General features: G+C 36.0%; 16 protein-coding genes. 12 read left to right on the top strand and 4 right to left on the bottom strand.

Going from position 1 to position 13,355, the window contains the following annotated elements:
* The first annotated feature begins 58 nt into the window (after positions 1-58).
* The 10 genes from tig to E4Z98_RS02965 all read left to right on the top strand — a co-directional run bounded on the left by tig (position 59) and on the right by E4Z98_RS02965 (position 7,931).
* A complete protein-coding gene (tig, locus tag E4Z98_RS02920) occupies positions 59-1,342 on the top strand; it encodes a trigger factor (protein WP_135254111.1) in 1,284 nt (427 codons plus the stop codon).
* Positions 1,343-1,480: 138 nt separating this feature from the next.
* Positions 1,481-2,740: an ATP-dependent Clp protease ATP-binding subunit ClpX gene (gene clpX, locus E4Z98_RS02925; protein ID WP_135254109.1), complete on the top strand. Its 1,260-nt coding sequence runs from the start codon at positions 1,481-1,483 to the stop codon at positions 2,738-2,740.
* A gap of 110 nt (positions 2,741-2,850) precedes the next feature.
* On the top strand, positions 2,851-3,438 hold the full coding sequence (gene yihA / locus E4Z98_RS02930; protein WP_135254108.1) for a ribosome biogenesis GTP-binding protein YihA/YsxC: 588 nt from the start codon (positions 2,851-2,853) through the stop codon (positions 3,436-3,438).
* A 157-nt stretch (positions 3,439-3,595) separates the two neighbouring features.
* Positions 3,596-4,123, top strand: a complete 528-nt coding sequence (locus tag E4Z98_RS02935) for a YqeG family HAD IIIA-type phosphatase (RefSeq protein ID WP_135254106.1) — start codon at positions 3,596-3,598, stop codon at positions 4,121-4,123.
* A complete protein-coding gene (gene yqeH / locus E4Z98_RS02940; protein ID WP_135254104.1) occupies positions 4,120-5,241 on the top strand; it encodes a ribosome biogenesis GTPase YqeH in 1,122 nt (373 codons plus the stop codon). The genes E4Z98_RS02935 and yqeH overlap by 4 nt, the downstream gene beginning before the upstream one ends.
* A gap of 18 nt (positions 5,242-5,259) precedes the next feature.
* Positions 5,260-5,577 carry a ribosome assembly RNA-binding protein YhbY gene (gene yhbY / locus E4Z98_RS02945; protein ID WP_135254102.1) on the top strand — a complete coding sequence of 106 codons (318 nt, stop codon included), beginning with the start codon at positions 5,260-5,262 and terminating at the stop codon, positions 5,575-5,577.
* A 14-nt stretch (positions 5,578-5,591) separates the two neighbouring features.
* Positions 5,592-6,239, top strand: a complete 648-nt coding sequence (locus tag E4Z98_RS02950; protein WP_135254101.1) for a nicotinate-nucleotide adenylyltransferase — start codon at positions 5,592-5,594, stop codon at positions 6,237-6,239.
* Positions 6,229-6,822 carry a bis(5'-nucleosyl)-tetraphosphatase (symmetrical) YqeK gene (gene yqeK, locus E4Z98_RS02955; protein WP_135254099.1) on the top strand — a complete coding sequence of 198 codons (594 nt, stop codon included), beginning with the start codon at positions 6,229-6,231 and terminating at the stop codon, positions 6,820-6,822. Before E4Z98_RS02950 ends, yqeK begins: the two co-directional genes overlap by 11 nt.
* A 16-nt stretch (positions 6,823-6,838) precedes the next feature.
* Positions 6,839-7,195, top strand: a complete 357-nt coding sequence (gene rsfS / locus E4Z98_RS02960) for a ribosome silencing factor (protein ID WP_135254097.1) — start codon at positions 6,839-6,841, stop codon at positions 7,193-7,195.
* 1 nt (position 7,196) lies between these two features.
* The gene (locus E4Z98_RS02965) at positions 7,197-7,931 is read left to right on the top strand and encodes a class I SAM-dependent DNA methyltransferase (protein ID WP_135254095.1); all 735 of its coding nucleotides are present in this window, start codon (positions 7,197-7,199) and stop codon (positions 7,929-7,931) included.
* Positions 7,932-7,965: 34 nt separating this feature from the next.
* Here the strand turns inward: E4Z98_RS02965 and E4Z98_RS02970 are convergent, their stop codons facing one another.
* Positions 7,966-8,169 (bottom strand): DUF2187 domain-containing protein, encoded by a 204-nt coding sequence (locus E4Z98_RS02970; protein WP_135961170.1) that lies wholly within the window; start codon positions 8,167-8,169, stop codon positions 7,966-7,968.
* Positions 8,170-8,461: 292 nt separating this feature from the next.
* Here E4Z98_RS02970 and guaC point away from each other — a divergent pair, with 292 nt between their 5' ends.
* Positions 8,462-9,439: a GMP reductase gene (gene guaC, locus E4Z98_RS02975; protein ID WP_135254091.1), complete on the top strand. Its 978-nt coding sequence runs from the start codon at positions 8,462-8,464 to the stop codon at positions 9,437-9,439.
* A 30-nt stretch (positions 9,440-9,469) separates the two neighbouring features.
* On the opposite strand, the gene E4Z98_RS02980 is transcribed toward guaC, so the two are convergent.
* From E4Z98_RS02980 to thiD (E4Z98_RS02990), 3 genes are read right to left on the bottom strand one after another with little or no spacing between them, the layout of a single operon-like run.
* On the bottom strand, positions 9,470-10,012 hold the full coding sequence (locus tag E4Z98_RS02980) for an ECF transporter S component (protein WP_135254089.1): 543 nt from the start codon (positions 10,010-10,012) through the stop codon (positions 9,470-9,472).
* Positions 9,993-10,826, bottom strand: a complete 834-nt coding sequence (gene thiD, locus E4Z98_RS02985; RefSeq protein WP_135254087.1) for a bifunctional hydroxymethylpyrimidine kinase/phosphomethylpyrimidine kinase — start codon at positions 10,824-10,826, stop codon at positions 9,993-9,995. The genes E4Z98_RS02980 and thiD (E4Z98_RS02985) overlap by 20 nt, the downstream gene beginning before the upstream one ends.
* Positions 10,826-11,656: a bifunctional hydroxymethylpyrimidine kinase/phosphomethylpyrimidine kinase gene (gene thiD / locus E4Z98_RS02990; RefSeq protein ID WP_135254086.1), complete on the bottom strand. Its 831-nt coding sequence runs from the start codon at positions 11,654-11,656 to the stop codon at positions 10,826-10,828. The genes thiD (E4Z98_RS02985) and thiD (E4Z98_RS02990) overlap by 1 nt, the downstream gene beginning before the upstream one ends.
* 113 nt (positions 11,657-11,769) lie before the next feature.
* Here thiD (E4Z98_RS02990) and E4Z98_RS02995 point away from each other — a divergent pair, with 113 nt between their 5' ends.
* Positions 11,770-13,203: an aminotransferase-like domain-containing protein gene (locus E4Z98_RS02995; protein ID WP_135254084.1), complete on the top strand. Its 1,434-nt coding sequence runs from the start codon at positions 11,770-11,772 to the stop codon at positions 13,201-13,203.
* The last annotated feature ends 152 nt before the right edge of the window (positions 13,204-13,355 follow it).

Raw genomic sequence — 13,355 nt, forward strand, 5'->3', positions numbered from 1 at the left:
TATTGTATAATTTGAAGGTATGTAAACGAATAAATTACTATGTGGAGGGACTATATACATGACAGCCAAATGGGAAAAAAAAGGCACAAATGATGGAGTATTATCATTTGAAATTAGCCAAGAATTAATCCAACCAGAATTAACAAAAACTTTTAATAAAGTGAAAAGAAATATCTCAGTACCAGGATTCCGTAAAGGAAAAATTTCTCGTCAAATGTTCAACAAAATGTACGGAGAAGCAGCGTTATATGAAGATACATTAAACGCTTTGTTACCAGCAGCATACGATGCAGCGGTACAAGAAGCTGGAATTGAGCCAGTTGCTCAACCACAAGTTAACGTTGAAAAAATGGAAGCTGAAGGCGCTTGGGAAATCACTGCTGAAGTAACTGTAAAACCTGAAGTTAAATTAGGTGAATACAAAAACTTAACAGTTGAAAAACAAGACCGTGAAGTAACAGAAGAAGAAGTTGACGCAACTATCGAAGAAAAACGTCAATCATTAGCAGAATTAGTCTTAAAAGAAGATGATGCTGCTGAAGCTGGCGATACAGTTGTTATCGACTACAAAGGAATGAAAGATGGCGTTGCGTTTGATGGCGGAACTGCAGAAAACCAATCATTAGAATTAGGTTCAAACACATTCATCCCTGGATTTGAAGAACAATTAATCGGCGCTAAAGCTGGCGATGCTGTTGAAGTGAAAGTGACTTTCCCTGAAGAGTATCATTCAGAAGATTTAGCTGGAGCTGACGCTGTATTTGAAGTAACAGTACACGAAGTTAAAGCTAAAGAATTACCAGAATTAGACGATGAATTCGCTAAAGATGCAGATGAAGAAGTTGAAACATTTGCTGAATACAAAGAAAAAGTACGTGCTTCATTAGTTGAAGCTAAAGAAAAAGCTGCTAAAGAAAAAGTTGAAGAATTAGCAATCGAACAAGCAGTTGCTAATGCTGAAATCGTTGAATTACCACACGTAATGGTACATGACGAAGTTCACCGTGCAATGGATGAGTACTTAGGAAACATGCAACGTCAAGGGATCTCTCCTGAGTTATACTACCAAATCACTGGTACAACTGAAGCAGACTTACACAAACAATTTGAAGCTGATGCTGACAAACGTGTGAAAACAAGCTTAGTAATCGAAGCAGTTGCTGCTGCTGAAGCTACTGAAGTAACAGAAGAAGATATTAACAATGAAATCAAAACATTATCAGCAACTTACGGTATGGAAGAAGATGCTATCCGTAAAGCTTTAACACCTGAAATGTTAAAACATGATATCGTATTGAAAAAAGCTTTAGACGTTATTACTGAAACAGCTAAAGAAGCTTAATTCATTATCAAGTAAAAGAGTGAAGGCATTCGTTCCTTTACTCTTTTCTTTTTCTTTAAGAGTAAAGTAAATCATTTTATTCTAGCTCATTTTATGATAGACTAAATTGAAGAGTAAGGTGAGGAGGCCAGGAAAAATATGTATGATGAAACAATGGATGGGAACAATACAGTACGCTGTTCTTTTTGTGGAAAGCCACAAGATGAGGTACGTAAAATTGTCGCTGGTCCCGGTGTATATATTTGTAATGAATGTATTGAATTATGCAAAAATATAATGGATGAAGAATTATATGAAGCATCAGTCCAAGAATTTTTAGAAGTACCAAAACCAAATGAAATTTTGGACTTTTTAAATAACTATGTGATTGGTCAAACGCGTGCTAAGAAAGTTCTTTCGGTAGCCGTTTATAATCACTACAAACGTATCACAGCAATGGATACAGAAGAAAATGATGATATTGAACTACAAAAAAGTAATATTTGTTTAATTGGTCCAACTGGATCTGGTAAAACATTTATTGCACAATCATTAGCTAAAACATTAGATGTACCGTTTGCTATTGCTGATGCCACAAGTTTAACTGAAGCAGGATACGTTGGGGAAGACGTTGAAAACATTTTATTAAAACTGTTACAAGCAGCGGACTTCAATGTGGAACGCGCAGAACGTGGGATTATTTATATTGATGAGATTGATAAAATTGCTCGTAAGAGTGAAAATGTCTCAATTACACGTGATGTTTCAGGTGAAGGTGTGCAACAAGCTTTATTGAAGATTCTAGAAGGAACGGTTGCAAGTGTACCGCCACAAGGTGGACGTAAGCACCCACAACAAGAGTTCATTCAAATCGATACGACAAATATATTATTTATCGTAGGTGGGGCATTTGACGGTATTGAAACGATGGTAAAAGAGCGATTAGGGGATAAAGTAATCGGTTTTGGCACATCATCTAAGAAATTAGATGAGAACCAAAGTTTAATGCAAGAGATTATTCCAGAAGATTTATTGAAATTCGGTTTAATCCCTGAATTTATCGGGCGTTTACCTGTGATGGCAGCGTTAGAGAAGTTAACAGAAGACGACTTAGTTCGTGTGTTAACCGAACCCAAAAATGCCTTAGTTAAACAGTACAAAAAATTATTTGACATCGATGGAGTAGAATTAGAAATTGAAGAAGACGCATTAAAATCAATTGCTAATCAGGCAATCGAACGTAATACAGGAGCGCGTGGCTTACGCTCAATTATGGAGAATGTTATGATGGATATCATGTTTGAGATTCCACATCGTGAAGATGTCGAAAAAGTTGTTGTGACCAAAGCAACAGTTGAAGATTTAGCTGAACCATTGTTAGTGTTAAAAAACGAAGCTTCTGAAAAAGCAGCTGAGTAAACGTTATAGACAGTTGATTGTTGGAAGGCCATAAAGGAATGCGCTCAAAATAAATGAACGCTACCATAGGACTTCCAACTTTTTTTATGAAGTAGATGAGGTGAATTTAAATGCAAGTGAATCAAGCAGAAATTTTAATTAGTGCCGTGGCACCTAAGCAATATCCCGATACAGGATTACCAGAAATTGCTTTAGCTGGACGTTCGAACGTAGGGAAATCATCATTTATCAATACGTTAATCAATCGTAAAAATTTAGCAAGAACCTCAAGTAAACCAGGAAAAACGCAAACCTTGAACTTTTACTTAATTGAGAATAAATTTCATTTTGTGGATGTACCAGGCTATGGTTACGCGAAGGTTTCTAAGACGGAAAAAGCTAAATGGGGACCAATGATTGAAACGTACTTTACACAACGTGAAGAATTGCGTGCAGGAATTGTGGTCGTTGACAGTCGACATGCGCCAAGCAAAGAAGACATTCAAATGTATGAATTTTTGAAATACTACGATATTCCAACCATTGTTGTCGCAACAAAAATTGATAAGATCCCACGAGGAAAATGGAACAAACACGAATCGTTGGTTAAAAAAGGGTTAGGATTCCAACCTGAAGATGATTTTGTAATGTTCTCATCTGAAACCAAGCAAGGCAAAGAACAAGCATGGGAAATTATTGAAAAATATTTAGACTTATAGCAGTTTATCAATTGGGACAGATGAAGTTGTGACCAACGGGATCACAACTTTTTTTATGGCTATTGATTGTCCCAAATTAATGAAAAAATAACTTGAATAAGCTATAATTAAAGTTAAAACATAGCTAACAAGCATGGCTTGTTTGAAAGGAGATTTCATGTTTTCTAAACATAAACCGACCTGGATGTTGGAAGCCATTTACCAACTAACACCGGAACAATTAGCTAAACATCAAATTAAAGGTATTTTAACCGATTTGGATAATACCTTAATTGCGTGGAATAACCCTGAAGGTACGGATGAATTACGTCAATGGATTGCGACGATGAATCAAGCAGGTATCAACGTCATAGTCGTGTCGAATAATAATCCAGAACGTGTCCAAAAAGCGTTAGAATCGTTGCAACTTGATTTTGTTGCCAATGCGATGAAACCTTTTAGTAAAGGGATTAAAGAAGGCGTTGAAAAATTAGGATTAACAGCACATGAAGTTGTCATGGTAGGCGATCAGGTAATGACAGATGTCAGAGCTTCAAATGGAGCAGGTGTACGCTCTATTTTAGTCAAACCCATCGTGAATACTGACTCGTGGAAGACACAGTTGAATCGTGCAATGGAAAAAGTGGTCATGAAATCATTAGCGAAACAACATCAAGATATGAAGTGGAGAAGTGATTTAGGATGAGCGAAGAATTATTAGAAGAGATTAAATGTATTGGGTGTGGCGCAACCATTCAAACCGAAAACAAAGATGAGTTGGGATATACCCCTCAATCAGCACTAGATAAAGGCTTAGAAACAGGTGATGTTTACTGTCAGCGTTGTTTTAGATTAAGACATTATAATGAAATCCAAGATATTAGTTTAACAGATGATGATTTCTTACGTTTACTTAATTCTATCGGTAACGAAGATGCATTGATTGTTAATGTAGTGGATATCTTTGACTTTAATGGGAGCTTAATCCCAGGATTGCATCGTTTCGTTGGAAATAATCCTGTTTTATTAGTGGGTAACAAAGTAGATATTCTACCTAAGTCATTAAAACGTGGAAAGTTAACACAATGGATGCGAGAACGTGCCCATGAAGTTGGGTTACGACCGGTTGATGTGCATTTAACAAGTGGTAAAAAACCAGCAGAAATGGCTGAGCTATTAGCGAAGATTGAAGAATACCGTGATGGTAAAGACGTGTACGTAGTTGGGGTAACTAACGTTGGTAAATCAACGATTATTAACGGCATTATCAAAGCAACAGCAGGCGTTCAAGAATTAATTACAACGTCTCAATTTCCAGGAACTACGTTAGATAAAATTGAGATTCCATTAGATGATGGTCATTTCTTGGTCGATACACCAGGAATTATTCATCAACATCAAATGGCGCATTATTTAAGCAAAAAAGATTTAAAAATTACGAGTCCAAACAAAGAAATCAAACCCAAAACGTATCAATTAAATCCTGAACAAACACTGTTCTTAGGTGGATTAGCACGTTTTGATTTCATTAAAGGGGAACGTAATTCATTCACAGTTTATATCGAAAATAATTTAGATTTACACCGTACCAAATTAGAAAAAGCTGATGCTTTTTACGAGAAACATGTAGGTGGTTTATTAACCCCTCCACATCAAGAGGACGTGGCTGAATTCCCAGAATTAGTTCGTTACGAATTTTCTATTGATGGTTCAACTGATATTGTCTTTTCAGGCCTAGGTTGGATTTCTGTCAAAGGTAAAGCTGTTGTGGCTGGTTATGCGCCTAAAGGTGTAGCAGTTGTTGTTCGTAAAGCATTGATTTAGAGAAGAGGAAAAATATAGATGGTCTATTTAAAAGGTAAACAAAAGCGTTTCTTACGCAGTCAAGCACATCACTTAAACCCAATTTTTCAAATAGGTAAAGGTGGGCTAAACAATCCAATGTTAGCTCAAATTGATGAAGCATTAGAAAAAAGAGAATTAATAAAAATTAACTTACTACAAAACACAGATGAAGTGGCTGAAGATGTTGCTGCAGTGATTGAAAAAGCACTTGGAGCAAACGTGGTTCAAATTATCGGTCGTGTATTAGTGGTCTATAAAGCATCTAGCCGAGAAAAATACCAACAATTTTCAGTATTAGTGAATAAAATGAGATAATAGGAGTGATTGTTATGCATCGTTTCAATCAATTATTTTCTGAACCTTTAACGCAAGTGAAGGTAGAAGTGAGTACGATAAATCAAAGAAAACGTGTGGGTATATTGGGCGGTAGCTTTAATCCTGTCCATTATGCGCATTTGATGATGATTGATCAAGTTCATCACCAGTTAGGATTGGATGAAGTTTATTTGATGCCAACGAACATTCCCCCTCATAAAGAAGGAAAAAAAACGCTAGATAGTAAGCATCGTGTGGCGATGCTAACGTCAGCAGTTACTGATTTCCCACATATAGGAATCGAAACAATCGAACTTGAACGGGATCAAAAGAGCTATACGTTTGATACGATGATGGAACTACAAAAACGTCATCCTGAGGTTGATTACTTTTTTATTATTGGTGGCGATATGGTGGAAGATCTGCCTAATTGGTATCATATTGAGGAGTTACAACAAATGGTTCAATTTGTGGCAGTACGTCGACCGGGTTATGAAGTACAGAGTGATTACCCGTTAATTTGGGTAGATATTCCTCAAATGGATATTAGTTCAACAACGATTCGTCACAATATTGCAACGGATTGTAGTGTGAATTTTATGCTCCCAACGTCTGTTATCGACTATATAAGGAAAGAAGGCTTGTATCGAGATGAAGTATAGTGGTCGTTATCTTAGTTTAACAAGAGAAGAATTATTAGAACGTGTTCATGCACAAATGAGTGAGAAACGTTTTGTTCATGTGCTAGGAGTTGAAAAAGCCGCGATAGCTTTAGCAGAGCAATATGGTGAAGACATCGAAAAAGCTAGTATAGCCGCACTTGTTCATGATTACTGTAAAGAACGACCAGATACCGATTTTCAATCTTATATTGACAAGCAGCTATATCCTGAGGCTATCTCACAATTTGGCAATGAAATTTGGCATGGCTTAGTTGGCGCGGATATTATTCATGATGAATTAGGAATAGCTGATTCAGATATATTAAATGCAGTACGCCATCATACAACAGGTTCTGCAAACATGAGTTTATTAGAACAAATTATTTACGTGGCTGATTATATTGAAGAAGGTCGTGATTTTCCAGGCGTTGAAGAAGCTCGCCAAAAAGCACGAACTGATTTAGTAGAAGCAGTCGCTTATGAAACACAAAAAACATTGACTTATTTAGTCGAAAAAGGTGTGCCGATTTATCCAAAAACGATTGAAACATACAATGTATGGGTGGCGCATTTATCTAAGTAAGCATCAGGAGGAATTTATGATTACAAGTGAAACATTATTAGAACAAACAGTTCTTGCAGCAGACGATAAAAGAGCAGAGGATATTATGGCCTTAGACGTACGAGGTATTTCTCTATTAGCAGATTATTTCGTGATTTGTCATGGTAATTCAGAGAAACAAGTAGCAGCTATTGCCTCTGAAATTGTGTCAAAAGCACATGAAGCCGGTGTTGAAATTGGCCGTGTAGAAGGAAAAGATAAAGGTAAGTGGGTATTAATCGACTTAGGCGATGTGATTGTTCATGTCTTCCACGGAGAAGAACGTGACTTTTATAATTTAGAAAAATTATGGTCAGATGCGCCTTTAGTTGATATCACTGAATGGGTTGCATAAGATGACGTATGAAAATTTTGCCTTTGTCTATGATGAAGTAATGGATACAACGCTTTACGAAGAATGGTTAGATTTTTCTAAACGTCACTTGAATCCTGAAACGAAACAAGTACTAGAGTTAGCTTGTGGAACAGGCGCGTTAGCAGTAGAGTTTGCTAAAGCAGGTTATGATGTGACAGCGTTAGACTTATCAGAAGAAATGTTAATGGTGGCTAGTGCGCGAGTGGCGCAAGAGGAAGAAACATTAGATATTCAATTCGTTCAAGGCGATATGATGGATTTATCCGAAGTGGGAACTTATGATGCGGTGACATGTTTTTCTGATTCGATTTGTTACATGCCTGATAGACAAGCGGTTCAGCAAGTATTTGATACGGTTTATAATGCATTAGAAGAAGGAGGTAAATTCATTTTTGATGTGCATTCATTACATCAAGTCAATGAAGTTTTCCCCGACTATTCTTATCATTACCAGACGGAAGAGTTCGCCTTTTTATGGGATAGTTTTCCTGGTGAAAAAGAAAATACTATTGAACATTTCTTGACGTTCTTCGTTAAAGATGAAGCATCATTTTTACGCTTTGATGAATTACACCGAGAAAGAACGTATTCAATTGAAAATTACTATACAATGCTAGAAAATGCTAACTTTAGTTCAATTGAAACCTATGCAGATTTTGAAGACGACATTCCTACTGATGAATCAGCTCGTTGGTTCTTTGTCTGTACAAAATAAAAAATGAGGGACGATAAATTTCGTCCCTCATTTTTTATTCGCATATACTCGATATAGGTACTACTAATCTCTTATTTAAGTCTTCGGATTTTTCAATGTCTTTTTCTTCACAGCTTTCAACTTCAACTAATGCAGAAAGATCATAAACTTTTTCAACAATCCCAGTGAATTCTTGATTAAATAAAGGACTGCTACATTTGTAGCGTTTACCAATCGCGATGTTTGTAATATCCATCATAATTCCTCCAAAACAATAATATAGATGCATATTACCACTCATTATTATTTTTGTAAAACGATTATTAAAAAAACTAATAAATAGATGTAACCGTTTTAATTGTTTTGTAACTTTATTAAAAGTTAAGGTAATCATTTAATATCATTATTATGTATTATTTTGTTATAAAACGAATTCTTCTTGATTTTATTTACTAAATAGTGTAAATTTATTAAGGATAGAAAAACATTTTAAAGATAAATTGTTTTTAATGTTCGGTTTTATCTAATAAATAATAAAGGGAGTTATCAATATGAAAATTTTCGATTATGAGGATATTCAATTGGTTCCAAACAAATGTATCGTGAATAGCCGTTCAGAATGTGACACAACCGTGACACTAGGCCAGCATACATTCAAAATGCCAGTTGTACCTGCAAATATGCAGACAATTGTAGATGAGACTATTTCAGAATGGTTAGCAGCTAATGGTTATTTTTACATTATGCATCGTTTTGAAGAGGATAAACGTGCACCATTTATTAAGAGAATGCACGAAAAAGGATTAATTGCTTCAATTAGTGTGGGTGTAAAAGATTATGAATATGACTTTATTAATGAATTAGTAGAAACAGATTTAAAACCTGAATTTATTACCATAGATATTGCACATGGACATTCGGATTCAGTGATCTCAATGATTAAATATATTAAAGAAAAATTACCTGAAACTTTTGTTATTGCAGGAAATGTCGGCACACCAGAAGCTGTACGCGAATTAGAAAATGCTGGAGCTGATGCGACGAAAGTAGGAATCGGACCTGGTAAAGTATGTATTACGAAGATCAAGACTGGTTTTGGAACAGGTGGTTGGCAATTAGCGGCCGTTCGTCGTTGTAGTAAAGCAGCACGTAAACCAATTATTGCAGATGGTGGCATTCGTACACATGGTGATATTGCCAAATCTATCCGCTTTGGAGCAAGCATGGTGATGATTGGTTCACTATTTGCTGGTCACGAAGAATCACCTGGTGAAACGATTGTAGTAGATGGTGTTGTGAAGAAGGAGTATTTCGGATCAGCTTCAGAATTCCAAAAAGGTGAAAAGAAAAACGTTGAAGGTAAGAAAATTTGGGTAAACCATAAAGGTTCTTTAGCTGATACGTTAAACGAAATGCAACAAGATTTACAATCTTCTATCTCTTATGCAGGTGGACGCGATTTAGAAGCGATTCGTAAAGTAGATTATGTAATTGTGAAGAATTCAATTTTTAACGGTGATACTATTTAACCGCTAAAGAAAAACGCTAGAATTAATTTTCTAGCGTTTTTTTATGATCTTTTTTAATATTGGATACATGATGCTTACGAATATGATGCTGGTTAAAGCATTGATGATCGTAATATATAGTGACCCAATGCTACTTGTTACACTCACATTAAAAGAAGCACCTAATAATAGGCTCATCACGATATTTTTCATAAAAGTCATCGCTATTTTTGCAAGGGCCCCCGCAATGGTTGCATAAAGATAATTTAGTGTTGATGGATGAAATAATTTAAAAACAGCGGTCACAATTCCAGCAACAATAAAACTTTCCAGCACAAAGTAGGGTGCTTCTGCAGCAAATCCGTTTAGAATATCAAAGATAGCAAAACCAATTGAGCCGACGAGTGCACCGGGGATAAAGCCAAGTAATAAAGTAGCTAATAAAAAGACGCTACTACCAAAGTGAACAAACGGGCTGCCGACTAAAGCAGGTAAAGGGATTCTAATGCTCGTAGCAATCGTTACAAGGCTTGCAAAAACGCCAATTAAAATAATAAGTCGAATCGACCATTTATTATGATGAGATGATGTCATATGTTACGCCTCCTTTTAGTGAATGTCGGTATGCGCCATGCCAAACATATCCTGTTTTTTTATTTAAATAAACCCCCTCGTTAATCGCAGCATGAACGAATTCTTTTGCTACTTTAACAGAAGTGATTAAATCATTATTATTTGCTAAATTGGCCGCAATAGCAGCCGAAAAGGAACAGCCAGCGCCGTGATTAGTTTCCACGGATAGTTTAGGTGAGTGAAAAAGTATAAACTGTTTACCATCAAACAGTAAGTCGAGGGCTTCTTCACCTGATAAACGGGTACCACCTTTTATAACGACCGCTTTGGGTCCTAACTCATGAATGATTTTAGCCGCTTCTTTCATTTCTTCAATTGTTTCAATACGTTGATTAGCTAGGAGCTCAGCTTCCAATAAATTGGGCGTTACAATCGTCGCTAATGGGAATAATTGTTTTATCATACGTGTTAATAATGAACGTTGTAACAAGTTTTGGGTGCTTTTAACAGCAGCAACTGGATCAACGACTAATTGTAGATGTGGTAAACGTTCGATATTTTTCACGATTAAATCAATTAATTCAGGTAGTCCTAAAAGTCCTGTTTTGATAACACGGATGTCTCTACCTGATAGTGCGGTAGTTAGTTGGTTACTGATAACGTCTAATGGAATTTGAAAAAGCTCATGCTGATTGGTTGTTGGATCCACCGATAAAATACCGGTGATCGTACTGATACCAAAGAGGTTAAATTCTTCAAATGTTTTTAAATCTGCTTGTATACCAGCACCACCACCGGCATCAGAGCCGGCAATTGTTAAGATTTTTTTGACCATCACTTATCCTCCACTTGTAAACGTTCGTCAGCGTGGAAGTACGCGCCATGCCAGATGTGTCCAACATAAGAATTAATTGTGACACCGTGTTGAATAGCACTTGTCACGAAGTCTTTAGCTAAACTGACAGCTTCTAAAGGAGAAAGACCTTTGGCTAAGCCAGCCGTTGTTGCTGCGGCAAAGGTACAACCAGCACCGTGATTGTGATGAGTTTCTATTTTAGGACTTGTTAAAGTTACAAAAGTTTCTCCATCATAAAATAAGTCTATCGCTTCTTGTGAATCGAACTGTTTACCACCTTTGATGACCACGTTTTTTGCTCCAAGCGCAATGATCTTTTTAGCGGCTTCTTTCATTTCGTCTAATGTGGTGATATCCTCAACTTCAGCTAAAAATTTTGCCTCTAATAAATTAGGTGTTACGACGGTTGCAAGCGGTAATAGCTGATCTTTTAAACGTAAGACATTCTCAGGTTGTAATAATTCTGTGGTACCTTTGCAAGCCATTACAGGGTCTATTACGACATAAGGCACATCGAACTGCTTAATGTAGTGGGCGGTTAAATCAATTGTTTCTATATCACCTAACATACCAGTTTTTAATGCTGTTATGTTTTTTCCTGCAAAAATGGTTGTCAATTGTTGTTCAACTAATGTGGTCGCTAGTGGTGTGACGTGATGTGACCAGTTATCGGATGGATCCATCGTAACAATGCTTGTAATAGCATTAAAGCCATAGACACCGTATTCTTGAAATGTTTTTAAATCTGCTTGTAAGCCAGCTCCTCCGCTTGAATCAGAACCAGCAATGGTTAAAACGTTTGGTATCATACTTGAACCTTCTTTCATTTACATCTTTTTCTGTATTATAAAACATAAATCTCTTGCACAAAACATCCAGTAGGGGTATATTGGACCCATCCAATTAATCGTGAGGTGTGTGTATGGAGTGGCAAGTATTAAGAACAAGTTCGGTTCCCTTATATCAACAATTAGTCACAGCTATCAAACAAAAAATAATGACAGGTGAACTTATTCCAGGAGATCGTTTACCATCAGAACGTCACTTGTCGGAGCAATTGCAAGTCAATCGCTCCACGATAATTCGGGCGTATGATGAATTAGCAGCTGAAGGCATAGTGACTAAGAAGCGGGGAAGTGGTACCTTAGTTAGTCATGAATTTGATGTGAAGAGTCGTTATGTGATGAATTGGCGAAGGTTTTTAAAAGCTGATGAAGAAGAAACAAGCCCAAGTTATTTATATAAAAAAGCGTTACAACACCAATTGACATGTTATGAAGAAACGATCATCGACGGTTATACTGGTGAATTACCTCAAACCATGATTCCACCGTTTAATTTGAAAGAAATGAAATGGCATGATTTTTTACAAGCAGGTGTAGAGACAGAAGCATTTGGTATTGCGTCGTTACGTCATATGCTAGTAGAATTTATTGACCAACAGTTAGATTATCAAATGAACGTCAATGAGCTATTATTAACCGCTGGGGGACAACAAAGTTTATTTTTTATTATCAATGCGTTATTAAAAACAGGTGATATCGTAGCAATTGAAAGTCCATCTTATTTTTATTCATTACCGATGTTTGAGAACTTAGGGATCAAAACGATTGGGATACCAATGGAAGAAGATGGCATTAATTTATCTTATCTTGAGAAAATGATAAAAAATAATGCGATAAAGATGTTGTTTGTTACGCCATCTTTTCAAAATCCAACGACTATTAGTATGAGCTTAGAGCGAAAAAAAGCGCTCATTGCGTTATGCGAAAAATATCAAGTGATTATAGTAGAAGATGATGTCTATGGGTTATTAAGTTACAAAACTAATAAGGAATCCCTACTAAAAAAATTATCAAGCGAAAATGTGATTTATGTTGGCTCACTTACTAAAGTATTGGGGAAAACGATTCAATTAGGGTGGGTGAACGCCCCACAGCGGGTGTTAGATGCATTAGTGAAAATTAGAGAAGATTGGGAGCAACCTTTGTCGGTGTTTCCGCAAATGCTTGTTAGCCAATTAATGATGTCAGCAGATTTCCCCGTATTGGTCGATCAATTAAGGCAAAATTTGTACCAAAAAGTTACGTTTTTGCATCGGTTAATTCAGTCTGAATTAGGGACAATGTTCCGCTGTGAAATGCCAAAAGGTGGGTATTATTTATGGCTAACATATGAGGGAGAAAGACTAAATGTCAACGATTGGGAATTTCTACTTAAAGAAAAAATATTAGTTTTTCCTAGTTTTTTATTAACCGATAATGCTCAAAGTATACGTATAAATGCGGCCAATTTGAGAACTAACGAAATGGTATATTTGGTTCATGTATTGAAAAACAGATTAACAAAAAAATGAATAACTAATCCAAAAAACAAATAATCTGATGAATAATGATTAGATTATTTGTTTTTTTTAAATTGATAAAAACGTATGAAATAAAGCTTTTTTAGATACTATATATAAAAAAAATCAGTATTAAAAAAAAAACAACGAAAAAACCTTGCATT

The organism is Vagococcus xieshaowenii (genome assembly GCF_004792515.1).
Lineage (GTDB): Bacteria > Bacillota > Bacilli > Lactobacillales > Vagococcaceae > Vagococcus_A > Vagococcus_A xieshaowenii.